Here is a 26,696-nt window from a genome sequence, read left to right as displayed (position 1 = left end):
TTAGTAGGAGTTGGTTTTTGCAATGAAATCCGGGGTAAATGCCGTCCTTTGGATTGTGTTGATGATGATGTCGGAAGTATCGCCTATGCCGTAGACATTTTTGACCCGCTTAAGTTTTTTGGAGTATTCCTCATCTTCTATAGCAGCGAGTGCTTGATTCAGTTCGTCTTTTTCAGGAGCCGCATCGATGACATTCAAGGAGCGTTCACGATGATTCTGGCGGGATCCTATATTTATAACAGGGACTTGGTAGGTGGCAGCTTCGATGATTCCGGAAGATGAGTTTCCGATTAGAGCATGGGCATTTTTCAATATCGTTAAATAATCCTGGTGGTGAAAATTTTTAACCATATGGAAATGTGGATCATTTTCAAATTTTTTGTAGCATTTCAAGATCTCACCTGCCCCGGCATCTGTATTGGGAAGGATGCAGATGATCGGCTTTCCTTTCGTGGTCAAGAGCTTCAAAATGGTTTCAGTTTGCCCTGATACGGATTTCCATTCATACGTGACAGGGTGGAAAATGAAAAGAAAATAAGATTTGGAGGAGATTGTTTCAGGCAGCCCGTATTCCTGCAAAACCACTTCGAGGTCTTTTAATGGCTCTGCGAACATTCCTTCCACTCGAAGCGAACCGGCGACAAAAATCCTTGAGGGATCCTCACCCATTCTTTTCAATCTTGCGCCGTTTTTTTTTGTGGAAGGGAAATGAAGGTGAGAAAGTTTAGAAATTGCATGCCGGATGCTTTCATCTATCGATCCAGAGCGCTCTCCGCCATGCAGATGAGCAACAGGAATATTTAAATGGATTGCAGCAATGGCAGCCGAAAGCATTTCTCCCCGGTCACCAAGGACAATCACCCAATCAGGTTTATTTGTTTCAAACAGCTGAGTCATTCCTAAAACGCCTAAACCGATTGATCTCGCCATATTGGCGTCATTTTGATGTACCATGATCGTGTCCACGATTCCCATAATGGGAAATTTGTCTTTTTTTATAAGTTCGAACGTAAAGCCATTTTCAGGCGAAAGATGCATCCCTGTAACAAGAAGGGACAATTTAAAGGTTGGATGACGATTTAATTTTTTCAGCAGAGGATAGTAGATTCCATAGTCGGCCCTCGTTCCCGTAACGACACAAATGCTCTTTATTTTCTTATTCATGATAGATCATGCCAATCTACTGGATCATCTGCCTGTTTGTCTTTGTTGATTTTTCTGCCAATGACGAGCGGCAGGTATTTCGGAGGTATTCCGCTTCCGGGTCTTTTAATCGAAAGAGTGTCGGGTGAAAGGATATCCCCGCTGCTTAATGGCAAAGAGGCAATTATACTTTTTCTTGCAGTTGTACGAGTGTTTTCTTCTGAAGGCATGCATCGTTTTTTTCCATCCCCAAGCATCTTTTCCGTTCTTCGGATGGCCGCTGTATATTCTGCAAATTGTTCAGGAGAGAGAGAGGCTTTGTGGTCTGGTCCAGGCAAAAGTTGATCAAGGGTAATATGCTTCTCGATAATTTTTGCACCGATTGAGACAGAGGAGACAGCCGCTTCAATTCCAGAGGTATGGTCTGAATAGCCGACAATTTTTTGAAAAGCATGTTTCATTGACTGGATGGAAAGGAGATTCAGTTCGTCATGTGGTGCAGGATAAGAAGATGTGCAATGAAAGAGGGCGATAGCTGGATGATTGATAGAATGGATTGCTTCTTCGATTTCCGCCAGGTTTGACATGCCGGTTGAAAGAAGCACGGGCTTTTGAAAAGCACCGATTTCTGTAAGCAGCGGAAGGTTGGTTAAATCTCCTGATCCTATCTTGAAAGCATGCAAGCCAAGTTTATTCAAGAATTGGGCACTTTCTAAGTCAAACGGGGTAGAGAGAAATTCAATTCCTATTGAATTGCATACCCTTTGTAAATGGTGGAATTCTTCATAAGTCAATTCCAGTCCTTTCAACATATCAAACTGGTTCTCTCCATCACTTTCATTTGTTAATTGATAGTCCGCTTTACGGGCTGATTTAGAAACGAGCAGTTCGCTTTTAAAGGTTTGGAATTTTACAGCATCAGCCCCGGCATCATAAGCAGCCTTAATAAGCTTCTCAGCCATTTCGATTGATCCATTATGATTGACCCCTGCCTCTGCGATGATATAGGCAGGGGATTCTTCAGAGATGATCCTCCGGCCGATATTTATCATTTTTTTCCCCTCTCTTTTCCATAACGTAGGATGCCAGCATAAAATCATAGATATCATCAATATCAATGGAAGATTCTTTATCCATTACATATGGGGCAGAAAGATCTTTGTATAGCCTCCCAGCCTTGATATAACTTGAATCTGTGATATAAATGGCCCCGTTTAACTGATAATATGGGGGATAATCCTGTCTTCTGTTCAAAGATGAAGCTGGGAGGAACGGAACGATGAATCCATTCTTTATTTCTCTCATCAGAATCGGGTGTGTATCTGCCTCACTTATACTGAGGACAGGTATCCCGCGTTCCAGATAAATTTGATAGGCTTCTTGAATATGTCTGGCGGTCCGCAGCGGAGAAGTAGGTTGAAGTAAAATGACGTTTACTGATTCATTTGCATACCGTTCTGCTATAACATGCTGGATGACTTCAATTGTTGAGGTTGTATCTTCTGCTAAATGCGTAGGGCGCCTGAGTGGAGAATCTACTCCATATTGCTTGGCGATATTAAGGATTTGTTCAGAATCAGTTGAGACAATCACTTCATCCGGGACGGTTGATTTAAATGCAGCTTCGATCGTATATGCAATCATCGGCTTTCCGTTCAGTTGCAGGATATTCTTGTTTTTTAATCCTTTTGAGCCGCCTCTTGCCGGGATGATGGCAATTGTTTTCATTTTTCACCTCTGATTAAATGAATCTTGTATTTTTTAATAGTTCTTTTAATTGGCTTTTATCCAAAGGTTCAGCTCCGTTGGATGCATATGGTTTTTTTGCTGCCTTGGAAAATTCCTGCGGCAGACTTTTTTTGCTGTTCCTTCCAGGTACAATCATGAACATCCTGTCGTTTTCATATGCTCGCTCTGATTCTTCCAAGGTCATTAATTCTTCATGCAGCTTTTCACCCGGGCGCATCCCGACCTTAATAATGCCAGGATGGCTTTCTGAGCTGCCTGAATCTAAATAATCTTCTAAAAGCACTTCTGCGAGGTCATTGATACGGATGACCGGCATTTTAAGGACAAACGTCTCGCCGCCGCTTGCCATAGAGGCAGCCTTTATGACCAAGCCCGCGGCTTCTTCAATGGTCATCATAAATCGTGTCATCTCTTTATGCGTCAATGTAATTGGCAGCTTTTTCTTTAACTGCTGGATGAAAAGAGGGATGACAGACCCCCTCGAACCCATGACGTTTCCAAAACGGACGCAGCAGAATTTAGTACGGCTGGATCCTTTATAAAACTCTGCGGCAGATATGATTTTTTCTGAAAGAAGTTTGGTTGCCCCCATTGTATTAATAGGGTTCACTACTTTATCTGTGGAGATGGATACGACTTTTTCCACCTCATTGGCAATCGCTGCTTCGATGATATTCTGAGTCCCGAGGACATTGGTTTTGACAGCTTCGAATGGATTGAATTCACAGGCAGGGACATGTTTCAGGGCTGCTGCGTGAAATATATAATCAATGTCCTTTGCAGCATAGACGAGTCGGTCTTTATCCCGTATATCCCCAACAAGGTAGCGAATATTTTCATGATCGGCAAACTCTTGCTGCAGTTGAAAATGCTTTGATTCATCCCTGCTGTAGACCCTGATGACCTTTGGGGACTGAGTGATGATTTGCCGTACTAATTCACTTCCGATTGAACCGGTTCCCCCAGTGATCAGTACTTGTTTTCCATTGAACATGAACTTCTCCCCCCGAAAAGCGGCATGGGTGTTCCATATTATTGTTATACAATTGGATAAATCAAATTAGAACCCGTGGAAAAGCCTCCGCCTTGTACTTATCTCGCTGGCGAACATATTTTTATTATTCATACCATATCAATGAAGCAATAAAGGAAGATGGGTGTGTATTTATCGCCAACTATGATTAGCGAAGGAGGATCCATTTGAACGGATTAGATAATTTAAATTATCTGAAAGCAAACAATAAAGAAATATATGAAAAGATGAAGGGATACAAACCGCGGAATGTTTTCGAACAGGTCAAAATGGATGGAAAAGTCATCGATTTGAAAAAGGATGCTGATACCGGAGCCTGTTTTATACATGGCGGCCCGGAGCAAATAAAAGAGGAAGCGGAAAAATTAATCGCTGCCCAGAAGGAAATGATTAAAGAAGATTCTCATGTGCTTTTTTATGGAATGGGACTTGGATATCATATTGAGAAATTCATAGAGTTATATCCAAAACAACCTTATTCCATCTTCGAACCCTCCATGGAGATATTTCATCACCTTTTGAATAACCGTTCCATTTCTTTTGTTGAAAGAGCCCGTGGCTTCTTCTTAGGAGAAATAGGAAAAGATACTCAACTCCACGCAGATGCATTGGCTTCCCAATTGGGTGGAAGGGTAGCGGTGATCCCCCTCCCAAGCTACGAGCTGCTCTATCCTGAAGAATACGCGGATTTCTTGGGTGCATTAAAGGCTTCATTTGAGAGAAAACGATTAAATCTAGTGACGTTGGCGAATAACCAAATGAACTGGATAAGGAACTCTATCATCAATTTCCCAGCTACATTCACTACACCAAACATTTTGAAGAAAAAAAACCATTTTCATGACAGACCAGCGATTATTGTGGCAGCCGGGCCATCACTGCAGGAAGAACTTGAAAATCTGAAGTATATCAAAGAAAACAGACTGGCATATATTTTTGCGGTTGGTTCCGCCAATAAGCCGCTGATACAAGCAGGAATTTACCCGGATGCTGTCTGTTCATTTGAACCTCAAAGTGTAAACCAGCACGTCTTTAAAGAAATTGTGGAGAAAGAGATAAAAGAAATACCGATGATATTTGGATCAAGCATCTGTCATCAGACACTTTCGAAATATCCGGGTCAAAAGCTTCATTTATTGATTAACACCCGGGATCCCATTTCCCGCCTATATGCGAGAAATACAGACGGGACACTGCCGGAAACCGTAAATGATGCGTATTCCATTGCGATTGTTGCCTATCAGATGCTGATGAAATTGGGGTGCTCCCCTATCATATTGGTAGGGCAGAATCTTGCTTTCAGAAAAGGGCAGTATTATGCGAAGGGGATTTCTTATGACTGGAGAGACGCTGATTTAAGTGAAGAAGAATTAAAAAAACAGTATATTCCTGTTGAGGATGTAGATGGTGAATGGATTGAGACAGATGCCTCGCTAAATGAGATGAGAATCCTTTTGGAAAACTATATCGAGATGAATCAAAAAGAAACTATCAATTCGACAAAAGGCGGTGCAAAAATAAAAGGAACTTCATTTGTGGAATTAATTGATGTCATTCATTCAAGATTGAAGAATCCATGTACAGCAGATAAATGGAAAACGGAAGAGGATGAAGGCTATTCAAAAGAGTTTTTCGTTGAGGCTTCCACCAAGCTTGAGAAAGAAAAAACAAAATTTTTCAGTCAAGAAAGAGAATTGTTAAAGGGAATTGAAAAAGCAAAAAAACTTGTAGAAAACCGAAAATCTGCCGGAAGCATCAATCATTCTGTTCAAAAGCTGAATTCACTGTATAAAGAATGGACTCAGAACTACTTTTATAAGGAAATAGCCAGTGCATTAAATCCACTGGGATATGAAGTCTTCGCAGAAAAAATGAAAAAAGCAAGAGAAGTCACATTGTTCCATAGACAAAGAAGCGAGATGATCGCAGCGATGGAACAATATATCAAAAAATGCTATGACGATGCAAAAGCGATTGATGAAATCCTGACTGCCGCTCATGAGAAGGTTAGAAGTCAATTAAAAAACTGAAGCGGGTATTATCCCGCTTCAGTTTTTTAGTTCATCGTTCCCCAATTAATATTTTTCCTGCTGCACTTATTTCGACATTTCCTTTTACTGCTCTTGAAATCATGCAGCTCTCTTCAGCTTTTGTTATCAATCGATGGATTTTTGCGATTGTTTCCTGCGAGGTGTTTTCAGGAATTGTCAAAACGGGCATATGCTGAATTTTTTTATAGGTAATGACACCTTTCTCGACAGCCACTATCCCTTCAGAATTCATTTCTAAGCTGAGTGTGCTGATTTTTGAACGTTCAAGCATGGCGGCCAGCGTGATGATGTAGCAGGTCGCAGCAGCCCCAAGGAGCATTTCATCGGGATTGGTCCCAATCCCCGGACCATCCATTTCAGGGGGGATGGATACCTTGGTTTTAAGCTGGCCTGATTCAATTTCCCCGATGCTGTTTCTGCCGCCCTGCCACGCTGCATGCAGTTTAAAAACGTGTTCAGCCATTCCAATCACTCCTTGTTTTAATAAGTAAACATTAAAAAACAGAAAAATATGAAAAAATAATGGGCAAGATAGGGAAATTCCCTATAGATGAAGAATAAATAAAGAAGAGCAGAAATGAAATCCACCCAGTTTAAAAAATGAGGAGTCACTGTGGAATTTCTCATTTTCATTCTCTCTTTCTGCAGTGTTTACTTGCTATTTTATGATAAAATCCTAGAATAGGCAAAAAGTTCTAACAAAAGCCAGTGATAGAATAATAGATTTAAAAATGAAGGAGGATTCATCTTTTATGACTACATATCCAGATACTTTAAGTACCATGGAATTGATAAAGGAGCTTGTTTCCATTCCAAGCCCATCCGGAAATACGGATAAAATAATAGAATTTGTTGAGGAACAGCTTTCAGGCTATGAACTGAACATGAAACGAAATCGAAAAGGCGGACTCCTGATTACATTGCCTGGACAAGATACAGCTCGACACCGCATGTTGACAGCTCATGTCGATACATTAGGCGCAATGGTTAAAAGCATCACACCCGGCGGAAGGCTGAAACTTTCCATGATCGGAGGGTTCCGCTGGAATTCAGTGGAAGGCGAATATTGCCAGATTCAAACACATAGCGGGAAAATATTTACCGGAACGATCTTGATGCATCAGACTTCTGTACATGTATATAAAAATGCAGGGGATGCACCGAGGAATGAGGATAATATCGAAGTAAGAATCGATGAAAAAGTTTCAAATGCAGAAGACGTCAGAAGCCTTGGCATCGAAGTAGGGGATTTTGTCTCATTTGATCCCAGGGTTGAAATGACAGAGAGCGGATTTATTAAATCAAGGCATTTGGATGACAAAGCAAGTGTGGCTATTTTGATTAAGTTAATCCAGCACATTTGCGAAGAAAAGATTTCCCTTCCTTACACAACACATTTTCTGATTTCCAATAATGAAGAAATAGGCTATGGAGGGAATTCAAATATTACCCCTGAGACAGTAGAATATTTAGCGGTCGATATGGGAGCTCTCGGAGACGGACAAAGTTCTGACGAGTATACCGTTTCCATTTGTGCAAAAGACTCTTCAGGTCCTTATCATTATGGCCTGCGCAAGCATTTAATCGAACTCGCTAAAGAAAATGATGTTGAGTATAAAGTAGATATCTATCCTTATTATGGATCGGATGCTTCTGCAGCCATTCGTTCCGGACATGATATAGTCCACGGATTGATTGGGCCGGGCATTGAATCTTCCCATGCTTTTGAACGGACACATAAATCTTCCTTATTCCATACGGAAAAGCTCCTGGAAGCTTACGTTCAATCCGCATTGACTGAAAACCGGTAAAGGGTTCTTATAAAAATGCAGGATTTGAATGAAGTGTGGGAAAGTCTCCGTGCTGAAGGGATGACTGTCAATGTATTCTGCGATCTTCTTATGCTGAAAATGTGGAATGATGATTTTAAAAAAGAAAGACAAGAGATCAGGATGGATTTTCTTGTAAGGGGAATATGCGAAAGGGAAGTGGACGGCCTTCTTGAAGACCCTGGACTATACAATAAAATTTATCTTCGTCCCGTCATCAGGTGGGAATCCATTATGAAGGCAGCAGAGGAAGGAGAGGGAAAGATTATAGAATTCATCCCTCTTCTAAAGCAAATCATTACAGTTAAATTCCCTGTCCATAATCGTACAAATCAATTAGAGGAATGGGGGCAAATTCCCCGGAAAACTTTGGTCAATGCCCTGAATTATCTTGACCATTACTCATGTGCAGAAAATCATCTTGCGGTAGAAAAATTCATCAATGAACATTGGCCTGCATAAAGGGGAATTCCAGCTAATAACTTTCTGGTTTTATTCTTTATTAATAGGAAAAGAAGGGTAAGTGCAATGAAATTCAGTTTATATTTAAGTGATTATGAAATCGAAAAAGTCTTTTCCTCTTTGCGCTGGATATTTTTGATCATATCCTTCATTTTATTTTATGTTCCCCCATTTGCAGAGAGTCTGGCGTTTAATAAAGACACATTCCCCATCCTTTTCCTATTTGGAATTGTCTATATGGCAATAGCTCAACTGGCTCTTGCAAAAGTAAAAGATTCTCATGGAAAGTTTAATCTCCTGACGAAATGCGGGATCGTCTTTGATTATATTGCCTTTTTTTGGCTGATGACGCTGACTGGCGGGATGAAAAGTCCCATTTTTCCAATCGCATATTTATTGGTGATGCATGCTACCATTTATTGGAGAACAAAAGGGGCGGTCATTTCTTCTTCTGCTGTAACAGCGGGGTATGCCATCTTTTTTTACTCCTTTAATGAGGCAAACTTTACAAACAGTGTCTACTTTTATATGAACTTGATCTTTGTGTGGATCATCGGCTTATTCGGATCTATGATTGTATTAAGGGAACGTGCACATCTCAGAGAAAAAGAAGTGATTAAAGGTTTATTGAATCATGATTATTTGACAGGTTTGTACAATCATCGCTGTTTTCAGGAAAACATCCGCCATTGCAGTGAAAGTGATGAATCCTATACGCTCATATTGGCAGATATCGATGGATTTAAAGAAATCAATGATTCCTTCGGACATACAATAGGGGATGAAGTCCTGCAGCGGCTAGGAATTGTATTTAATGAATTACTGCCTAAATATGGCGGCAAAGCCTACCGTTATGGAGGGGAAGAATTTGCTTTTATTCTTTCAAAAAACCTGGAGGATCTAACGGGCTTTTTTAAGGAATTGTTCCATAGCCTCAATCATGTCTATTATTCTCAACAAAATGAACCAGTAACCATGAGTCTAGGTGCCGTTACCGGTGAACAAAACGAATCGGTGGAAATGGTCATTACGAATGCAGACCGGTTGTTATATACAGCAAAAGGAAACGGGAAAAACTGTGCAGTATTAGAAAATGGAACAGTTTATACAAATAATGAAATTGAAAAAAAAGAAACCCTCTGTATCTAAATACAGGGGGTTTGGTGTTATTTTAAGAACATTTTTTTTGCAATTTTCATCCTGCGAATTTCAAATTGATAAATCTGGCGCTGCTCATCAATGATGTCGAATAGGGATAATAGTTCGTATAAGATAATGGATTCTTCGCTCATAAAGGCTTTATTATTTTCAGAAACCCCTGGAGTCCACATTGGAGAAGGTGGGAGTTCCTCCTTGAGCAACGCGAGCTCCTTACGATGGTCAATGCTAGGATCCCTTATTAAAAATGCCAAAAGACGGGATGCCTCCAAGATTTTCTTCTTTTCCTCCTCGTTCCACGATAAGGGAGAGGGGGAAACATACATCATATTTCCTAAATGATATGCAAACTGCCTAATCAGCTGCAGCTTCTTTTGGAAATAATGAAGCTGCCGAAGTCTTTGTTTAGAATTTCGGTGGAATTTCCATTCTTCTCTTTGAAACTCGCACAATTTATCTGCATGGTTCATCAAGGTGACAAAATCCCTGAACTGTTGTTTCGTTTTTCTATTCGATTTTTGAAATTGAAGAAGCTCTGATATTCTAGCCTCCAATAATTGAGCGGCGTGATTGTGTAAATTCTTGACCTTCTCCCTTATGGTGGTGGAATAGTCAGGCGGCCAAATAAACAGATTGACCAATGTAGACACTGCCAATCCGATGGTCGTGGTGCCTAAACGTACAAAAAAGTTGATTAAAAAGTGATCGTGTGTAGAAGGAATCATGGCGACAGCCGTCAATGTGGCAACCACCATTCCATCATACAATTTAAATCGGTGGCAAAAAGAAATGGTCAAAATGGCTGCAAATGCATAAGTAAGTGGTTCATCACCAAAAAATGAAGTAAGAATCATTGCAAATGCCGCCCCAATGGCTGATGCGGGAAATCTGACCATGCCTTTTCTGATTGAATCGGAAGCAGTTGGTTCAATCGTCACGATGGCGGTCACAACCGCAAAGACGGATGGCCAATGAAGCAGATGGCATAAAAAGGAAGTTAGGAAAACAGCAATCCCCGTCTTTAATGTTCTTCCTCCGATTATTCTCCATTTTTTTAGTTGTTCAAAATACCTCAAATGTATTACCTGCTTTTCAATTAGATTACAATTCAATTATAACGTAATGAGATCCCTAAACAATGACACATGGAAAAGTATTAAGATTTCTATAATTATTTGCGGTCGTGTAAAATGAAAGGAAATAATTGAAACAGGAGGGAATTATCTTGGAACTATACACCTATTCAGCGGTAAAACCTAATGGAGAAACGGTTTCACTTGAAAACTATAAAGGAAAAGTTCTGCTCATCGTCAATACGGCGAGCAAATGTGGATTTACCCCGCAGTTTGACGGGCTGCAGCAGCTGTATGAAAAGTACCATAAAGATGGACTTGAGATTTTAGGATTTCCTTCCGACCAGTTTATGAATCAGGAATTTGATAATAATGAGGAAATCATGCAATTTTGTAAAGTGAACTACGGAGTGACATTCCCGATGTTCTCGAAAACCGACGTAAAAGGCGAAGATGCACACCCATTATTTAAGTTCCTCACAAAGGAGAAAAAAGGCATTATTGGGTCAGAAGTGAAGTGGAATTTCACAAAATTCCTTATCGATCGTGATGGACAAGTGATCGACAGATATGCACCTCAGACAAAGCCGGAAAAAATCGAAAATGACATAAAAAGATTATTATAAAAAAGGATGGCTTCCTTTATTCAGGAGCCATCCTTTTCTTTCTGTCTTAATTCGCTGAGAAGATCTTCAAACTGTTGTTTTTGCTCCAGTGAAAATTGATCGAGGGAATTTGCGATGCCTGAAAGATGCGAAGGGGTACCGTATGAAGGGGATGGAGCGCTGGTTTTTTGGCTGTTCAAAAACAAATATAATAATACGATCGGCAAATTTCCATTATCGATATGGATAACAGATTGGCCTTCATATAAGTTTGTTTTTCCGTCTCCTTCATTTTGAAAGAAATTCTGCACATATTTTTTCACTGCCTGTTCAATCAGTTTTTCCATATTTTCATCCAATTTCCTCACCTCTCCTATTAAGTTCTGATGGAAATCGTATTTAAGGAAGGCAGCCCTTCTTTCAGTTCACTGCAATACGTAAATCCTTCTAAAATGAGCTGGGAAGCTTGGGAAGCGCTCCATTTGATCTGGAAATTCTGAAAGACAACCTGTTCATTTACCCCGATAATTGTCTCCCTTGTAGGCTTTAGCCAATATTCGTTGAATGGATTTGAGCCTTCCACCTCGATTCTTTCCCAGGGGATGACGATATTTGGAGATTTACTCCCCTGCTTGAACTTTCCAAAAAAGGAATACTCTGCTTCTGATTGAATCCTGAGAAAAATGACAGGTGAGTTGATGGGGAGGGTGCCGGTATTCTTGACTGTGTAGTTGCCGATTAAAACATGATTTTCATCCTTTTGATCGGCTATTGATAAAGAATGGCTGAAGTAGCTGACAAATGAAAAATGGGGGACTTTTTCTGGTTTTTTATATTCATTTTTGATTGACTGTATGTAATGATTTGTCTGCTTCCTCAGCTCCTCAAATTTTTCCTCGATTAACTTTTCATTCATGACATCACCACATTCTTTATAAAATGAGAAGAAGAGAGGGAAACCCTCTCTTCAAGTGTATGCCATATATCGGCAATTATTAACCCATTACCGGCCCGTTTGCAGGGAAGATAACTGGACATTGTGGCGGGATGACTGGGTTTGGACATTGCTCGTTGATGATATCTCGCGGCTGGCAGAACTCTGCTTCAAGCTCGATTGTCACGTTGGCAAATGTCTGTACAGATTGACATACGTTGATGAAGATATCAAGGCCAGTCAACGTAGTTCCAGTACAGTTCACACGAGTGCGGCAGCTGAAGTCAGTCAATCTGATTAATAGGTCTGTTCCATCTGGTGCACAAAGGAATGCTGATTCAGGAATTTCGAAAAGGATTGGATCGCTTGTGATGATGAATGGAGTGACACCGGATACACCAGTGAATTCCAATACGACATATACAGATTTGATCCAAGAAACATCCTGAAGTGTTACTAGCGCTCCATCAACTACAAATTGTTGAGAAGTGCGTGTGCCGATTTCTTCGAAAGTCACGGCATCTGGAGAAGAAAGAGGTACAGGGTTTCCAGAAGCATCTGTAAGGATGCATGCTACTGAAAGATCTTCAATTCCGCTGGCACAAGGATTGAATCCTGCTGGAAGACCAATGCCTGTTAATCCTGATGCACCTGGTGTGATTGTTGTAGAATCGCTGGATTGAAGAATGACCCAATCATAAACTTTTTCTGCATTGATACACAAAAGCTCTTGAGCTCCGCGCAATGGCTGTGCTTGCATATTTTTTACCACCTTTTAAAAGTTTTTATTTACAGTTACAAGGTATGAGACTAAGGGTAAATGCGTACTGGGATAAACGTGTATTTTAGTAGAAAACAAGCATTTGTCCCATTGTTTCCATGAGGGATCAAAAGAAATCCACGACGGGAGGATTTCATTTGTCATATAGTATGTCGCTCACACTTGTCTGTGTACCAACATATAATGATGGAGTCCTAAGTTTTAGGGGGGGCGGATTTGGACTGGGAAGATCAGCTGACAAAAGATGCCTATGCCAAATTATTGAATGAACAAAAAAAATATAAAAAAATCATTAAGGATTTTCAGGAAAATGATTTGACGGAAGACTATCTGTTGCTTAAAGAGTCGCATCAAAACCTTTTGATGAAACTTAAACAAAAGGAGGAGGAAATGAAGAAAATGAGTACTGATAATGAAAAGCTTTATTATGAACTCAATCTCAAGAATCTTCGTCTTGAGAAGGAAGTGGAAGCCGTATCAGTTGAAGTGAATGAATTAAAGGGAATGGTGAATCAAATTCAGAAACAGCTTTCTGTAATGACCGGTAAAATCCAGGGGATTGCCAATACGTTTGAAGAGCAGAAACAAGAAAATGTGCAGCCGGAAAAAGAAGCCTTCCAACAACTGATGGAAAAAAATAATGCCGTGTTGGCAGATATTCAGAAGCAGTTATCCAATATTATGGAGAAAAAAGAAGAAGCCCCATCAAACCAACAGCCGGTAAAAGCAGAGTACGTTGAAAGATCCGCCCTTCAAACATACCAGCCATCCTATTCCCCTTCTGCTCAGATGCCTTCATCAAATTATGGATATCCACAGATGAACCAGCAGCCAGTACAGTATCCACAGCCATATCCAACGCCGGCGCCACGATCTAATTCATTCTCATTCAGGGATATTCAAAGAGCAGAAAGTATTTATGCCCCAAAACAAAATAACCCAAATAAATTTAGTGGGGCTAAAAACACTGTGATGAATAATAAACAGCCGCATCCAAATATGCTAAAAAAAAAACTTGAAAAATCAGTAAAAAAAACAAGCACCGCTGAAACATCCGTTGAGAAAAAAGAGCAGATTGAAGAAAAGCAGATTCCGATTTCCGCCCCCAATGAAAATCAATCACCTCCAGAGGTAAAGGGAAAACCCGCTGGGGAGAGCACGAAACAAACTGATACTTCTCCGAAAGAACAAGAAAGCTCCATGTCCTTCTTTCCATTATTTTGGAAGAAGAAACCTTGAAACGGCTGAATAATCCATCATGAAAATGTCCATTGAACTATTCAATCACCTTGTGAGGTATGCTGAAAAAGATTTGCCAAGAGAGTCATGCGGATTATTGGGTGGGAATGGAGGTGATATTTTATCCGTCATCCCATTGAAAAATGAAGCAGGATCCAACAGACAATTCTTTGTGAAAGAAGAAAATGTGCAGGCGGCTTTCTTTCGTTTAAATGAAATCGGCCATGATTTAATTGCAATATATCACAGCCATCCTACTTCGAATCCAGTCCCATCACAGGCAGACATCCATTTTCATCCTGATCAGAGTGTGAAAATGGCGATTCTTTCATTAAAAGATAAACCGCAGCTGAAGATTTTTCAGATTGCCGGAAGCCGTTATTTTGAAATACCCTATATTATCATGGATTAAAAGCTTCCTGCTGATTGGTAAGAAGCTTTTTTGTTTGATGACTGTCCAAATCCATACGAGATTTGGTATGATGGAAAACGGGTATGGAACTTCCGTATTCTGTGTTTGAAAAGGAGTAAATAAGATGAAGATAAGAAAGACAAACATTGAAGATCGCGAATCAAAAGTATATATATATGAAAATAAAAAGGAAGAATCCTTCATGACAGCCATTCCTGATCTCGAATGGTCCGTGTTTTTTACATATGAAGAAGAAAAGGCTGAGCTTTTGAAAAAGATGCAAAAAGGATTGACATCCAAATTGGACGGAGCTGAAGCTGAATCACTTTCATTAAGAATATATAATTGGACGCGTGAAATGTAGGCTCCACTAAAGATTCCATATGGATTAGAAAGGAATACATCAATGAAAAAAAACTTTAAAGAAGAAGTAGACTCAAGAAAGACATTCGCTATTATCTCCCACCCGGATGCCGGGAAAACAACACTTACAGAGCAGCTCCTATTATTCGGAGGCGCCATCAGGGCAGCAGGTACCGTTAAAGGGAAGAAAACCGGAAAATTTGCAACTTCCGACTGGATGGAAATTGAAAAGCAAAGGGGCATCTCGGTCACTTCCTCTGTCATGCAATTTGAATACGATGGGTATCGAGTGAACATCCTTGATACCCCTGGACATCAGGACTTCAGTGAAGATACGTATCGCACACTGATGGCGGTGGATTCTGCTGTCATGATCATCGATTCCGCTAAGGGTATAGAGGATCAGACCATCAAATTATTTAAAGTCTGCCGGATGCGCGGAATCCCGATTTTCACTTTCATCAATAAAATGGATAGACAGGGGAAAATGCCGCTTGAACTCCTCTCAGAACTAGAGGAAGTATTGGGAATCGAATCCTATCCAATGAACTGGCCGATCGGAATGGGGAAAGAATTCCTCGGCATCTATGACCGCTTCTATAACCGCATCGAACAATTCAGGACAGATGAAGATCAGCGTTTCCTTCCACTTAATGAAGACGGGGAATTGGCAGTGGAGAATTCCATGAAGCAATCCTCCATCTATGAGCAGGCATTAGAGGAAGTACTTCTATTGAATGAAGCCGGGAATGATTTCTCTGAAGAAAAGATTGCCAATGGGGCGTTGACGCCAGTATTTTTTGGGAGTGCCTTGACTAACTTTGGCGTACAGACATTTTTGGAGACGTACTTAAAATTCGCTCCATCACCGCAGCCAAGGATGTCCAATGAAGGTGAAATTCAACCGGATGCCGAGGACTTCTCAGGATTTGTCTTCAAGATACAGGCCAATATGAATCCTGCTCACCGTGACAGGATTGCTTTTGTAAGAATCTGTTCCGGACAGTTTGAGCGTGGTATGAATGTGACTTTATCAAGAACAGGAAAATCGATGAAGCTGTCCCAGTCAACTCAATTCCTTGCTGATGACCGGAGTACGGTCAATGAAGCAGTGAGTGGGGATATTCTCGGGCTTTATGATTCAGGAATCTATCAGATCGGCGATACAATCACATCAGGAAAGAAACCGATTCAGTTTGAAAAACTGCCTCAATTTACACCTGAATTGTTCGTTAAGGTTACGGCGAAAAACGTCATGAAACAAAAGCAGTTCCATAAGGGGATCCACCAGCTGGTACAAGAAGGGGCCATCCAATTATATAAAACACTCCATACAGAAGATTATATCCTAGGGGCTGTCGGCCATTTGCAATTTGAAGTTTTTGAGCACAGGCTGAAAAATGAATATAATGCAGAAGTCAATATGGAATCTATGGGGTCAAAGGTTGCTCGATGGATTGAAGACGAGCAAATCAATGAATCCCTTTCAAGTTCAAGGAGTCTGTTGGTCAAAGATCGTTTTGACAGGAAATTATTCCTATTTGAAAATGATTTTGCACTCAGATGGTTCCAGGATAAGAATCCTGATGTTAAACTCATCAATCCGATGGAAACAACTGAATAATAAATAAAAGAGAGGCTGCAGCCTCTCTTTTATTTATATATAGAAGAATTTTTGAAATGCCAAAAAGCGAATGAGGGGAAGTGTTTTTTATAGATATCCCCCATGAGACGCATATTAATGACATGAACGAAAGGGGTTAAGTATATCAGCCAATGTGGATGGAAGATTAGAAGCCCCGTTGAAGCCATTGCCTGTTCCATAAAGAACAGGAACAAGGCTGCTGCGACTATCAGGACGATATTTCCATATTGATAAAAAATGACACAAGTATAGAATGCCGCTGCAATCCATAAATAAATGCTGAAGCCCAGCACATTGTCCCGTGATGCCTCTTCAAACCAACCGGGATGCATAGTCAATAAATTCAATATGGAGGACAACACCCAGACCAGAGAAGCAAGGATGGCGTATATCACAAAAAACAAGGTGATGAAGTAAACCCTGGGGCTCTTAGCCTTTTCAAGGGATATATACCACATCCGCCCTAATGGGATGGCGATCGTTAAGATGATGGCTGTATACCACGTACGCCACCAAAAATGCTGATAAACCCCTAAATAGAGGAAAAATTGCTCGATGAGAAAAAAAGCAGCAACAAAGACCGCTTTCCATCTTAGTTTAAAATCACTGCTCGAAATGAATGTCAGAGCAATAGGAACGGAAAATGCCTGAGAAGTGATCGCCCCTAATACACTGTCATTAAAGGAATCTGCAAAAACATGAGGGTGATAAGAGTAGCTGTCGAATACAACAAAAATAATGAGTTCCAATAAATAGCTTAATCCAGAAATGAACAGCCAAAAAAGGAGGACACGGGGGCTCTTAATTTTATGGTAATTATAAAAGAATAAACTAAGACTCAAGATTGTCAGCAACAAGAACCATAGCCAGTTTTGCATGTGCAGCTCCTCTGAAAGAAATGATTAATCATAGCATTGCCTAATCATCCAAATTTATAAGAAAATGGCACATCCATAAGTTGAATGATAAAGTGCAATGCATTATAGTGAATGAGAATATTTTTCCAAACGCCAAGGAATCGAAAAGTTTTTAATCACAACATTAGAAAAGGGATGGAACTTTGAAAATAAGCGATTTTTCAATAAAAAGACCTGTATTTACTACCGTAACCATAATTTTAATCCTTTTACTGGGTACAGTATCCCTGTTGAAAATTCCATTAAAGCTTATTCCGGATATCAATCCTCCTGTCGGTGTTGTGGTGACGACTTATCCCGGTGCAAGCCCTAAAGAAGTGGTGGAAAAGGTTTCAAAGCCACTGGAGCAAAGTCTATCCACTCTCCCGGGCATCAAGAAAGTCCAATCCACTTCACAAGAAGGAACGAATCTGATTATATTGGAATTTTCATGGAGCACTTCCATAGATAAGGTTGAGAATGAAATCCTCCAAAGAATTAATGGTATACCGCTGCCGGATGAAGCCAATCAACCATCTTTTTTGAAATTTGACCCTTCGCAATTCCCTATCATCCAATTGTCTTTAAGCGGAGAGAAGGATGGGAAAAAATTAAAGCGCTTAGCGGAAAAACTGAAAGAAGAACTTTCCCGTATGGATGGGGTGGCAAATGTAAGTCTATCAGGGCAGCTCATTGAGCAGATCAATGTGGTCATTGATCAGGATAAACTGCAGCAATACAAACTTAGTCAGTCTGATATTGTGAATGTTATTCGATCCAATAATATCTCCATGCCGGGAGATACGGTGGAGGCTCAAGGGAAAGAACTGACGACAAGGGTGATCAGTTCCCTTCATGATCAAGAGGAAATCAAGGGACTGGTTTTGACCATCAGCCCATTGACAGGAGAAAAAGTTAAAATAGCGGATGTGGCGGATGTCCGAATCGCTGAACCAAAAGAAAAAATGATTACACGGACCAATCAATCTCCGTCTATCCTTCTCAGCGTCCTGCAGGAATCAGATGCCAACACCGCTGAAGTATCGAAAAGGTTTCAAGAAAACTTAACTCAACAATTGAAGAAAAACGATTTTAAAGGAATCAAAGCAGATATCCTTTTTGACCAGGGAGATTACATTCAACAAGCCATAGGGAGCATCACCAATTCCCTTCTTGTCGGTGGTATTTTTTCTATGCTGGTGCTATTTGTCTTCTTAAGGAATATACGAAGTCCACTCATTATAGGGATCGCTATTCCTTATTCAGTCATAGTGACATTTGTATTGATGTATTTTTCACATTTCACATTGAATATCATGACGCTTGGAGCATTGGCCCTAGGTATTGGGATGCTCGTGGATAATGCGATTGTGGTGATTGAGAATATCTATCGCCATCTTTCATTCGGAAAGGATCCGAAAACGGCTGCGATTGATGGAGCAAGAGAGGTGGGAGGCGCCATTACGGCATCTACATTGACAACTGTTGCGGTATTTTTGCCGGTGGTTTTCATCACAGGATTAATCGGACAGCTTTTCACCCAATTTGCTTTGACGATATCTTTCAGCCTTTTTGCTTCATTGATTGTAGCCCTTACTGTCATTCCCATGATGGCCAGCAGATGGCTTAAGCCCCAAAGGGAAAAAGGGGATGCAAGAAGAAGCAGAAGTAAATGGATGGCCAGGGTCGATCGTTCCATCCGATGGACATTAAGTCATCGAAAAACCATATTAGCAGCAACCCTCATTCTGTTTGTGATCGGTTCTCTAGGGATCAGCAGAGTTGGGATGGAATTTTTGCCGCCGACCGATGAAGGGACATTCACTCTAAAGGTAAAGCTGGAAAACGGGGCCTCCCTGGATCGTACTCAAAAAGTGGTTTCTGCAATTGAAAAAGAGCTCATGAAAGAAAGAGATGTTGAAGTGGTATCAAGCCTCATTGGATCTACACAAGAAGATACGTTCAGGGGGACCGGCAATACAAGTGAAGCAGAAATCAATGTTAAATTAAAACCAAGCTCCGAGAGGGACCAATCGATTTTCCATTTAGTCGATTCCTATAAAAAGAAGCTTGAAAAGGCAGCCGCAAATGTGGATGAAACTGCAGTGCTTACATATAATCTTCAAACCACATCAGGAAGCAGTCCTCAAACATTGACATTCAGTGTGCAAAACCATGATGCAGGAGAACTTGAACAATCAGTTCAAAAAATATCAACAGGTCTAAAGGGACTCGATGGGGTATCAGAACTATCTACAGACCAAATGGACATCGTTAAGGAAGTTCAATTAGAAATAAACAGGGAAAAGGCAATGGAAGCAGGGATGGCACCTGCCCAAATTGCAAAAAACGTCACGGAAATAACGAGAGGTGTCCAGGCAGCTCAAATTCTCTCGAAAGATTCGGATCAGGTACTAGGAGTATTCGTCCGGTTTCAGTCAAATGATACCCGGACCCTTGAGAACTTAAAAGAGATGAAAATACGCAAGCCGGATGGTCAATTCATTGCCTTGAAGGATTTGGCTGATTTCTCAATCGGGAATGGGCCTGTAAAGATAGAAAGAATCGATGGACAGAAAGCAGTCCAATTTACCCTGAAATATAAAGAGGGTGAAAACTTAAGCTCCATTTCTAATAAAGTGGATGATGAAATCTCCAAGCTGAATCTTCCGGATGATACGGAAATCTCATTCGGCGGGGATCGTGAATTATTGAATGATTCAATCGATGACATGCTGATGGCGATTGGGCTTGCGATCATATTGGTTTATATGGTCATGGCCGCCCAATTTGAATCATTTAAGTATCCCTTTGTCATAATGTTCAGTGTCCCATTGATGGTCATTGGAATAGGCGCAGCCCTCTATGCCACTCAAACCCCGATCAGTGTCTCTTCCATTATTGGAATTATCATTCTGGCAGGGATAGTGGTGAATAATGCCATTGTACTGGTCGAGTATATAAATCAAAGAAAGTCAGAAGGAATTCACAGTCTTGAAGCCATCATTCAATCAGTGAAAGATCGGACCAGGCCGATCCTCATGACAGCTTTAACCACTATATTAGGCTTGATTCCATTAGCAATGGGTATTGGAGAAGGGACGGAAATCAATCAGCCTATGGCCATTACGGTAATAGGAGGTTTGGTCAGTTCAACATTCCTTACACTATTTGTCATTCCGGTCATTTATAGCTATTTCGATCCAGCAACAAGAAAAATACACAAACATAGTTAGCTGTATATGCAATACAGCTAACTTTTTCTTTTTTTTCTGAAATTTCATACTATAATGGGTATAGAAAGTAAATAGGAAAAAGGAAGTGTGCCTGATGGGAGAGAATTATTTCATAACAGGTTTTCCAGGCTTTTTGAGCGGGAAATTAATTGAAGGCATTTTGGAACAGAATCCAGACGCAATCATTTATTTGCTATACGTACCGTCCATGAAACAAAAAGCTGAATCTGAAATTGCAAGGATCACAGAGAAGACATCCATTCATAAGGATCAATTGAATCTGGTTCCCGGGGATATTACAAAGAATAAAATCGGTGTGGAAGATTCGGATTGGGACCATCTCGTTGAGCGGATAGATTATATATGGCATCTGGCAGCCATATACGATTTAGCCGTACCAAGGGATATTGCCCAAAAAGTTAACGTGGAAGGCACGCAAAATGTAAACGAATTTGTTAAGAACTGCACACGTCTTAAGAGATACGTATACTTTAGCACTGCATATGTTGCCGGAGATCGAACGGGCATCTTGAAAGAGGATGAACTCATTAGGCCGAAAGGGTTTCATAATTATTATGAAGAGACTAAATTTGAAGCAGAAATCCTTGTTGAACAATTAAAAGGGGAAGTACCAGTCACCATCATCCGTCCAGGGATTGTGAAAGGGGATTCCAAGACAGGAGAGACCGTCAAATTCGATGGACCTTATTTTATCATGAATATGCTCCATCGGCTTAGATATCTGCCATTCCTGCCTGCGATAAAAGGGAGTGATGCAGAAGTGAACCTGGTTCCTGTCGATTATGTAATCAAGGCAGTTATGTACCTTGGACATCATCCAATTGGTGAAAATAAAACGTACCATATTACAGATCCCTCCCCTTATAAAGTCAGCACGATTTATGCCGAAATGATGAATCAGCTCGTAGGAAAGAAGCCTTTAGGCGCCATCTCTAAGGACGTCATTGCTTATTTCTTATCGAAGCCAACTTTAAGACGCATGCTTGGTGTAGAAAAAGAGGCTTTGGATTATTTCATATGGGACGGGCATTTTGACTGCAGTCAAACGAAAATGGATTTAGAAGGAACAGGAATTAAGTGCCCGGACTTTTTAGATGGACTGCCAAGCATGGTGCAATTTTATAAAAAGAATAAAGACAATCAAAATTATCATATTAAGATTCAATGAGAGGCAGGGAATAGGATGCAGATTTCTACTGCTGATACGTTAGCGGCCATAAACCCCGCCACAGGAGAAAAAATGACAGAAGTCAAAATGACCCGGGTGGAAGAAATAAAAGATATCTATGTTCAAAGCAGGGAGGCACAAAGAGATTGGGCTTCAAAGTCTATTAAGGATAGGATGGAATCCTTTAGAAGACTGCGTTTAGAAATGGTGGACCGTATGGAGGAAATAGCGGAAGTCATTTCAAAAAGCACGGGGAAAGTATTGACTGAAGCTATTACAGCAGATATCATGCCGACCATCGATGCAATCATGCATATGGAGAAGTATGCTGAGAGAGGATTGAAAAGAAAAAAAGTAAAAACCCCATTGCTGCTGATCGGAAAAAAATCCTATGTGGAGTGGATGCCGAGAGGAACTGTCCTGATCATATCTCCGTGGAATTATCCGCTGAATTTAGCCATGGTCCCTGTTCTTAGTGCCTTGGCAGGCGGGAATTCCGTCATCCTGAAGCCGTCGGAGGTAACGCCGCTCGTGGGAGAAATAATGGCAGAACTTTTTCGCGGAAAAGGCTTCCCATTGCATATCGTTCAGGTCGTGCAAGGCGGAAGGGAAGTAGGAGAAGCCTTGACTTCAGCTGGAGCTGATTACATTTTTTTCACTGGATCCGTCCATACCGGAAAGAAAATCGGAGAGGCGGCAGCTAGAAACCTCATTCCCTCAACTCTGGAACTTGGTGGAAAGGATCCTATGATCGTCTTTAAAGATGCGAATTTAGAAAGAGCGGCAAAAGGGGCTGTCTGGGGGGCTTTTACGAACAGCGGACAGGTTTGTATGAGTACCGAAAGGCTATATGTAGAGCAGTCTGTTTATCAGGAATTTTTGCAGATGATAAAAAAAGAGACGGAACGAATCAAACATGGAGCATCTGTTGATGATGACCTGGGATCGATGACTTCTCATTCGCAAAAGGAAATTCTCAGGGAACAGATTACTGAAGCTCTTAGTGCAGGTGCCATCCTTGAGACAGGGGTCCATCCAGAGGAATGGGACGAGAGTTTATTTTTACCTTTGATGATTCTCACAAATGTTTCTCCTGACATGGCTATCATGAAAGAGGAAAGTTTCGGGCCGGTCCTCCCGATCATGGCATTTGAAACAATGGATGAAGTCATCGAACTTGCCAACTCTACCCGCTACGGATTGAATGCAAGCGTTTGGTCCGGCGATATGGAGAAAGCCAGAATGACCGCAGGAAGATTATTATCCGGAGCCGTTGTCATCAATGATGTCATCACATCCGTAGCGAACCATCATCTACCTTTTGGAGGGGTGAAGGAAAGCGGAATTGGAAGATATCATGGAGAGCAGGGGATACAGATATTCTGCCACGAAAAAGCCGTGTTGGAGGATTCCGGTAAAAGAAGGACAGAAGTTCAATGGTTCCCATATGAAGGGAAATATCCATTGTTTATTAAATTGTTTAAAAGCTACTTCGGTAAAAGGAAGAACTATTTAAAATTTGTTGATGCATACGCAAGGCTTTTAAAGAAGTAAGTAACCTCCATGCGAATTTAGTGGAAGAATTTATGATAATTAACAAGTGAATGGGGAAGACTTGGTATGAGGGAATGTAACTGCTGCTGTCAGCAACATTGTCGAAATCCCAAGAATAAAGGCTGATTGATATATGAAAGAGCTTGATAAATTAGAGGCAATCCTTTGGTCTATCGCACTTCCGGGCTTTCCGCAGCTTCTTGCGGGATCACTTGTGAAAGGAATACTATTCGTTTCCCTTGAGATTTTATTTAATATGATGAGTCATTTTAATAAAGCCATCATGCTCAGTTTTTTGGGAGAAACGGGTCAAGCAGCTGAAATAGTTGATTATCAGTGGCTTATGTTCTATCCATGTCTTTATATGTTTGCAATGTGGGATGCCTATAAACTATCACTGAAAGAAAAAGAACAGTTTACCTATCTTCCGTTTGCTTTCGGTGCTTATTTAGTGACAGTGGGGTTGATGTATGCTCCAAGAGTTTACTTATTTAACCTATTCCCAGGACCTGTTTTCCTCCCTATACTTGCACTGCTTCCCGGGCTTGGAATCGGGTTCCTGATTCGTTCACTAATTGTTCGAAAAAAAGTTTATTGAAAGATTGAAATATTTATTTATATCTTTTATAATCATATTAATTGAATGACTCACAGACGAAAGTCGAAGGGGAGTAGCGTTGGGTTAATCACCCAAATAAAGTCGTCATTACATGGAGTATTCCATCGGCTTTATTGACCTTGAACGGTTTAGCGAGACCTTTGCCTTAATGGCAGAGGTCTCTTTTTATTTGGATCCTGTCAATTAAGGAATTTCGTCAAATACTTAATTGGAGGGATCAATATGGAGTTATCAATGGTAATGGAATACGGGTGGGTTCTTCTCGTCCTGATCGGACTTGAGGGCATCCTCGCCGCAGACAATGCTGTCGTTATGGCAGTCATGGTGAAGCACCTTCCGAAAGACGAGCAAAAGAAAGCATTGTTTTATGGACTGCTTGGGGCATTTGTATTCAGGTTTGCAGCGCTGTTCCTGATTTCATTCCTGGCTGATATCTGGCAGGTGCAGGCGCTTGGTGCGGCATATCTATTGTACATATGCCTGCATCATATTCTAGGAAAGTCAAAGGAGCAGGATACTCTTTCGGATAAACCGAAGAGAAAGAGCTCCTTTTGGATGACAGTATTAAAAGTCGAAATTGCTGATATCGCTTTTGCTATTGATTCCATGCTTGCAGCCGTGGCGCTTGCTGTGACTGTTAGACCCGCGGGGTGGGGAGAAATCGGAGGAATTGATGGCGGGCAATTTACCATTATGTTTCTGGGAGGAATAATCGGATTGGTCATCATCCGTTTTGCAGCCAATTGGTTTGTACGCCTCCTTGAAAAATACCCTGCACTAGAAACCACCGCATTCCTAATCGTGGGGTGGGTAGGTGTGAAGCTTGCAGTACTTGCCGTTTCTCATCCAAACGTAAGCCTGCTACACCATCACTTCCCAGAAAGCACAGGATGGAAACTGACATTTTGGATTATCCTATTAACTTTGGCCATTGGAGGCTTCTTCATTTCCAAGCGGCAAAGCTCAAAAATGACAGCTTAACCTAAACAAAAGACCGCCTTAGGGGCGGTCTTTTGTCATGTTTTACTTAGGATAATATAACTAAAAATATTGAAAATACGATACTTTTCGATAGAACCCCCCTAAAAATTGATTGGTGCTGCGTATTCTAATTTAATGAAAGCGATCGCTGGATAAAAATTCGCAGAGGTGAAAAAAATGACAAAAAAATCAAAAGCAGCAAAAACATCATTAGCACTATTAGTAGCAGGTACATTCTTTTTAACTAACACATTTGCACACGCATCCGAAACAAAAGCGACAGATCCGATTCCGGCTGACAGCGTTTCCATGCCGGATAATATGAGCGGAACAGATGCTTCAAAAGCAATTGAAGACGCCATCAAACAAGTAGACGAAAGCAAAACAGAAGCGCCATCCCTATTGCCTGGAGACTTCTTTTATTTTGCAAAACTGGCTTTAGAAAACATCAAACTTGCATTTACCATGAATGATGAAAAGGAAGCAAAACTGCTTTCCCAATATGCTTCTGAAAGATTGGCAGAAGCTGAGGCTCTTTTTGCAGAAGGAAAAGAAGACTTGGCAATCAAAACCATTAAAGATGCTTTAAGTTCCATGAAAGAAGCACAGGAAAAAGTGGATAATGACCAGGAAAAATCCTCTGATGAATCAACGGTTGAACAAAGTGATGAAAACAAGGACGACACGGTCACTGCAGATGAGCAATCCTCTGAAGAGCAAAGCGGAGAGGTCAAAGATGACAGCAATGCTTCAGAAGACAAATCAGATGATGCTGCTGTAGACGAAACCACAGAAGTGAATGACCAAAATGGTGAAGTCATCGATCAAGATCAAGCATCTGAAGTAAAAGATGACGAAGAGGCAACTACTGATGATGGAGCCGTTCAGGACGAGCAAAAAGATGAAGATCAATTGAGCGATCAAGAAGTCATCGACCAATTGCAAGAAATGATGACACAAAACATCGTGGCACTAAAAGCAGCTTTGGAGCATGTCAAAAATCCAAAAGCAAAAGCAGCTTTGGAAAAGAATATCGAAAAAAGCTATGCCAAACTAGCAAAAAAATTAGATGCTATTGAAAAGCATCTTGCAAAGATGGAAGAAAAGAAAGATAAAAAGAAACACGAAAAGAAAGAAAAGGAAGAAGCAAAATCAGATGATACTGCTCCAACAATACCTACAGAAACCCCAACAACTGAAGAGTCAAGGGATCAAAGCACGGAAGATGCTGTGAAGACAGAAGCTCCTGAAGCAGATTCCAAACAAGATACGCAGGATGCAGATACACAAACAAAAGAATCAGACAATAAAGACGACGACGCTGCTAAAGCCGCTCCAATCCAAAAGCATCAGCCAAAAGCCTGGAAAGAGAAAAAAGATGAGCTGCAAGCACAATGGAAAGCAGCAAAAGCAAAAGAACAACAAGAAAAGAAAGAAATGCAAGAAAAAGCAAGAGAAATGATGAAAAAAGCAAACGCAGAAAAATCCCATGAAAATGTGCAAAGATATGAAGATGAACAAGACCGCCATGTAGATTTCACTAAGAATCATGATGGTGAAAACAAAGGGCACCAAGGCGGAAATCATAATCATGGAAATAACGGACACGAAGAGCACGGCGGACATCATTAATAACCATAAATACTTTGATCAAGGATGAGACTATGATGATCAGATTCATCATGAACGATAAACGATCAAAAGAGGCAGTCAATGCTGCCTCTTTCCATCCTAAAAAACGATG

25 protein-coding genes and 1 riboswitch are annotated in these 26,696 nt (G+C 40.8%); of the genes, 15 read left to right on the top strand and 10 right to left on the bottom strand.

Going from position 1 to position 26,696, the window contains the following annotated elements; genetic code table 11:
- From neuC to DFR59_RS01845, 4 genes are read right to left on the bottom strand one after another with little or no spacing between them, the layout of a single operon-like run.
- Entirely contained in the window at positions 1 to 1,164 is a 1,164-nt protein-coding gene (neuC, locus tag DFR59_RS01860) for a UDP-N-acetylglucosamine 2-epimerase (RefSeq protein WP_114743929.1), read from the bottom strand.
- On the bottom strand, positions 1,161 to 2,195 hold the full coding sequence (gene neuB / locus DFR59_RS01855; protein WP_114743928.1) for an N-acetylneuraminate synthase: 1,035 nt from the start codon (positions 2,193 to 2,195) through the stop codon (positions 1,161 to 1,163). The genes neuC and neuB overlap by 4 nt, the downstream gene beginning before the upstream one ends.
- Entirely contained in the window at positions 2,164 to 2,871 is a 708-nt protein-coding gene (locus tag DFR59_RS01850) for an acylneuraminate cytidylyltransferase family protein (protein WP_114743927.1), read from the bottom strand. The genes neuB and DFR59_RS01850 overlap by 32 nt, the downstream gene beginning before the upstream one ends.
- 13 nt (positions 2,872 to 2,884) lie before the next feature.
- The gene (locus DFR59_RS01845) at positions 2,885 to 3,886 is read right to left on the bottom strand and encodes a UDP-N-acetylglucosamine 4,6-dehydratase family protein (protein WP_114743926.1); all 1,002 of its coding nucleotides are present in this window, start codon (positions 3,884 to 3,886) and stop codon (positions 2,885 to 2,887) included.
- A 206-nt stretch (positions 3,887 to 4,092) separates the two neighbouring features.
- Here DFR59_RS01845 and DFR59_RS01840 point away from each other — a divergent pair, with 206 nt between their 5' ends.
- Positions 4,093 to 5,955 carry a motility associated factor glycosyltransferase family protein gene (locus DFR59_RS01840; protein ID WP_114743925.1) on the top strand — a complete coding sequence of 621 codons (1,863 nt, stop codon included), beginning with the start codon at positions 4,093 to 4,095 and terminating at the stop codon, positions 5,953 to 5,955.
- 31 nt (positions 5,956 to 5,986) lie between these two features.
- Here the strand turns inward: DFR59_RS01840 and DFR59_RS01835 are convergent, their stop codons facing one another.
- Positions 5,987 to 6,439 carry an SACOL1771 family peroxiredoxin gene (locus DFR59_RS01835; protein WP_114743924.1) on the bottom strand — a complete coding sequence of 151 codons (453 nt, stop codon included), beginning with the start codon at positions 6,437 to 6,439 and terminating at the stop codon, positions 5,987 to 5,989.
- A gap of 289 nt (positions 6,440 to 6,728) precedes the next feature.
- Here DFR59_RS01835 and DFR59_RS01830 point away from each other — a divergent pair, with 289 nt between their 5' ends.
- From DFR59_RS01830 to DFR59_RS01820, 3 genes are all read left to right on the top strand, one after another.
- Positions 6,729 to 7,787, top strand: a complete 1,059-nt coding sequence (locus tag DFR59_RS01830) for a M42 family metallopeptidase (RefSeq protein WP_114743923.1) — start codon at positions 6,729 to 6,731, stop codon at positions 7,785 to 7,787.
- A gap of 15 nt (positions 7,788 to 7,802) precedes the next feature.
- Positions 7,803 to 8,267 carry a hypothetical protein gene (locus DFR59_RS01825; RefSeq protein WP_114743922.1) on the top strand — a complete coding sequence of 155 codons (465 nt, stop codon included), beginning with the start codon at positions 7,803 to 7,805 and terminating at the stop codon, positions 8,265 to 8,267.
- 66 nt (positions 8,268 to 8,333) lie between these two features.
- Positions 8,334 to 9,416 (top strand): GGDEF domain-containing protein, encoded by a 1,083-nt coding sequence (locus DFR59_RS01820; RefSeq protein ID WP_114743921.1) that lies wholly within the window; start codon positions 8,334 to 8,336, stop codon positions 9,414 to 9,416.
- A gap of 17 nt (positions 9,417 to 9,433) precedes the next feature.
- Here the strand turns inward: DFR59_RS01820 and DFR59_RS01815 are convergent, their stop codons facing one another.
- Positions 9,434 to 10,501 (bottom strand): FUSC family protein, encoded by a 1,068-nt coding sequence (locus tag DFR59_RS01815; RefSeq protein ID WP_158538285.1) that lies wholly within the window; start codon positions 10,499 to 10,501, stop codon positions 9,434 to 9,436.
- 149 nt (positions 10,502 to 10,650) lie between these two features.
- On the opposite strand from DFR59_RS01815, the gene DFR59_RS01810 reads away from it, so the two are divergent.
- On the top strand, positions 10,651 to 11,124 hold the full coding sequence (locus DFR59_RS01810; protein WP_114743919.1) for a glutathione peroxidase: 474 nt from the start codon (positions 10,651 to 10,653) through the stop codon (positions 11,122 to 11,124).
- Between the two features lie 20 nt (positions 11,125 to 11,144).
- Here the strand turns inward: DFR59_RS01810 and DFR59_RS01805 are convergent, their stop codons facing one another.
- The 3 genes from DFR59_RS01805 to DFR59_RS01795 form a co-directional block, all read right to left on the bottom strand.
- Complete coding sequence (locus tag DFR59_RS01805) at positions 11,145 to 11,462, bottom strand: hypothetical protein (protein WP_114743918.1); 318 nt, start codon at positions 11,460 to 11,462, stop codon at positions 11,145 to 11,147.
- A gap of 17 nt (positions 11,463 to 11,479) precedes the next feature.
- Positions 11,480 to 12,019 carry a hypothetical protein gene (locus DFR59_RS01800; protein WP_114743917.1) on the bottom strand — a complete coding sequence of 180 codons (540 nt, stop codon included), beginning with the start codon at positions 12,017 to 12,019 and terminating at the stop codon, positions 11,480 to 11,482.
- A 79-nt stretch (positions 12,020 to 12,098) separates the two neighbouring features.
- Complete coding sequence (locus tag DFR59_RS01795) at positions 12,099 to 12,797, bottom strand: BMQ_0737 family morphogenetic spore coat protein (RefSeq protein ID WP_114743916.1); 699 nt, start codon at positions 12,795 to 12,797, stop codon at positions 12,099 to 12,101.
- A 237-nt stretch (positions 12,798 to 13,034) separates the two neighbouring features.
- Here DFR59_RS01795 and DFR59_RS01790 point away from each other — a divergent pair, with 237 nt between their 5' ends.
- The 4 genes from DFR59_RS01790 (at position 13,035) to DFR59_RS01775 (ending at position 16,456) form a co-directional block, all read left to right on the top strand.
- Positions 13,035 to 14,057: a coiled-coil domain-containing protein gene (locus DFR59_RS01790; protein ID WP_114743915.1), complete on the top strand. Its 1,023-nt coding sequence runs from the start codon at positions 13,035 to 13,037 to the stop codon at positions 14,055 to 14,057.
- A gap of 19 nt (positions 14,058 to 14,076) precedes the next feature.
- Complete coding sequence (locus tag DFR59_RS01785) at positions 14,077 to 14,469, top strand: M67 family metallopeptidase (RefSeq protein WP_114743914.1); 393 nt, start codon at positions 14,077 to 14,079, stop codon at positions 14,467 to 14,469.
- Between the two features lie 124 nt (positions 14,470 to 14,593).
- On the top strand, positions 14,594 to 14,833 hold the full coding sequence (locus DFR59_RS01780; protein ID WP_114743913.1) for a YueH family protein: 240 nt from the start codon (positions 14,594 to 14,596) through the stop codon (positions 14,831 to 14,833).
- A gap of 42 nt (positions 14,834 to 14,875) precedes the next feature.
- On the top strand, positions 14,876 to 16,456 hold the full coding sequence (locus DFR59_RS01775; RefSeq protein ID WP_114743912.1) for a peptide chain release factor 3: 1,581 nt from the start codon (positions 14,876 to 14,878) through the stop codon (positions 16,454 to 16,456).
- A 29-nt stretch (positions 16,457 to 16,485) separates the two neighbouring features.
- On the opposite strand, the gene DFR59_RS01770 is transcribed toward DFR59_RS01775, so the two are convergent.
- Positions 16,486 to 17,355, bottom strand: a complete 870-nt coding sequence (locus tag DFR59_RS01770; protein ID WP_114743911.1) for a hypothetical protein — start codon at positions 17,353 to 17,355, stop codon at positions 16,486 to 16,488.
- Between the two features lie 182 nt (positions 17,356 to 17,537).
- Between DFR59_RS01770 and DFR59_RS01765 the strand changes: the two genes are divergently transcribed.
- From DFR59_RS01765 to DFR59_RS01740, 6 genes are all read left to right on the top strand, one after another.
- Entirely contained in the window at positions 17,538 to 20,609 is a 3,072-nt protein-coding gene (locus DFR59_RS01765; protein WP_114743910.1) for an efflux RND transporter permease subunit, read from the top strand.
- A gap of 94 nt (positions 20,610 to 20,703) precedes the next feature.
- On the top strand, positions 20,704 to 21,798 hold the full coding sequence (locus DFR59_RS01760) for an SDR family oxidoreductase (protein ID WP_114743909.1): 1,095 nt from the start codon (positions 20,704 to 20,706) through the stop codon (positions 21,796 to 21,798).
- Between the two features lie 15 nt (positions 21,799 to 21,813).
- The gene (locus DFR59_RS01755; RefSeq protein WP_114743908.1) at positions 21,814 to 23,352 is read left to right on the top strand and encodes an aldehyde dehydrogenase family protein; all 1,539 of its coding nucleotides are present in this window, start codon (positions 21,814 to 21,816) and stop codon (positions 23,350 to 23,352) included.
- A gap of 133 nt (positions 23,353 to 23,485) precedes the next feature.
- Positions 23,486 to 23,950 carry a hypothetical protein gene (locus DFR59_RS01750; RefSeq protein ID WP_114743907.1) on the top strand — a complete coding sequence of 155 codons (465 nt, stop codon included), beginning with the start codon at positions 23,486 to 23,488 and terminating at the stop codon, positions 23,948 to 23,950.
- A gap of 56 nt (positions 23,951 to 24,006) precedes the next feature.
- Positions 24,007 to 24,161: riboswitch (yybP-ykoY riboswitch) on the top strand.
- Between the two features lie 32 nt (positions 24,162 to 24,193).
- Entirely contained in the window at positions 24,194 to 24,952 is a 759-nt protein-coding gene (locus DFR59_RS01745; protein ID WP_114743906.1) for a TerC family protein, read from the top strand.
- 177 nt (positions 24,953 to 25,129) lie between these two features.
- A complete protein-coding gene (locus DFR59_RS01740) occupies positions 25,130 to 26,584 on the top strand; it encodes a DUF5667 domain-containing protein (RefSeq protein WP_114743905.1) in 1,455 nt (484 codons plus the stop codon).
- Positions 26,585 to 26,696 lie beyond the last annotated feature (112 nt).

Source organism: Falsibacillus pallidus, assembly GCF_003350505.1.
GTDB lineage: Bacteria > Bacillota > Bacilli > Bacillales > DSM-25281 > Falsibacillus > Falsibacillus pallidus.
The sequence above is the reverse complement of the archived record's forward strand: the minus strand, read 5'-3'. Positions and strand labels throughout refer to the sequence as shown.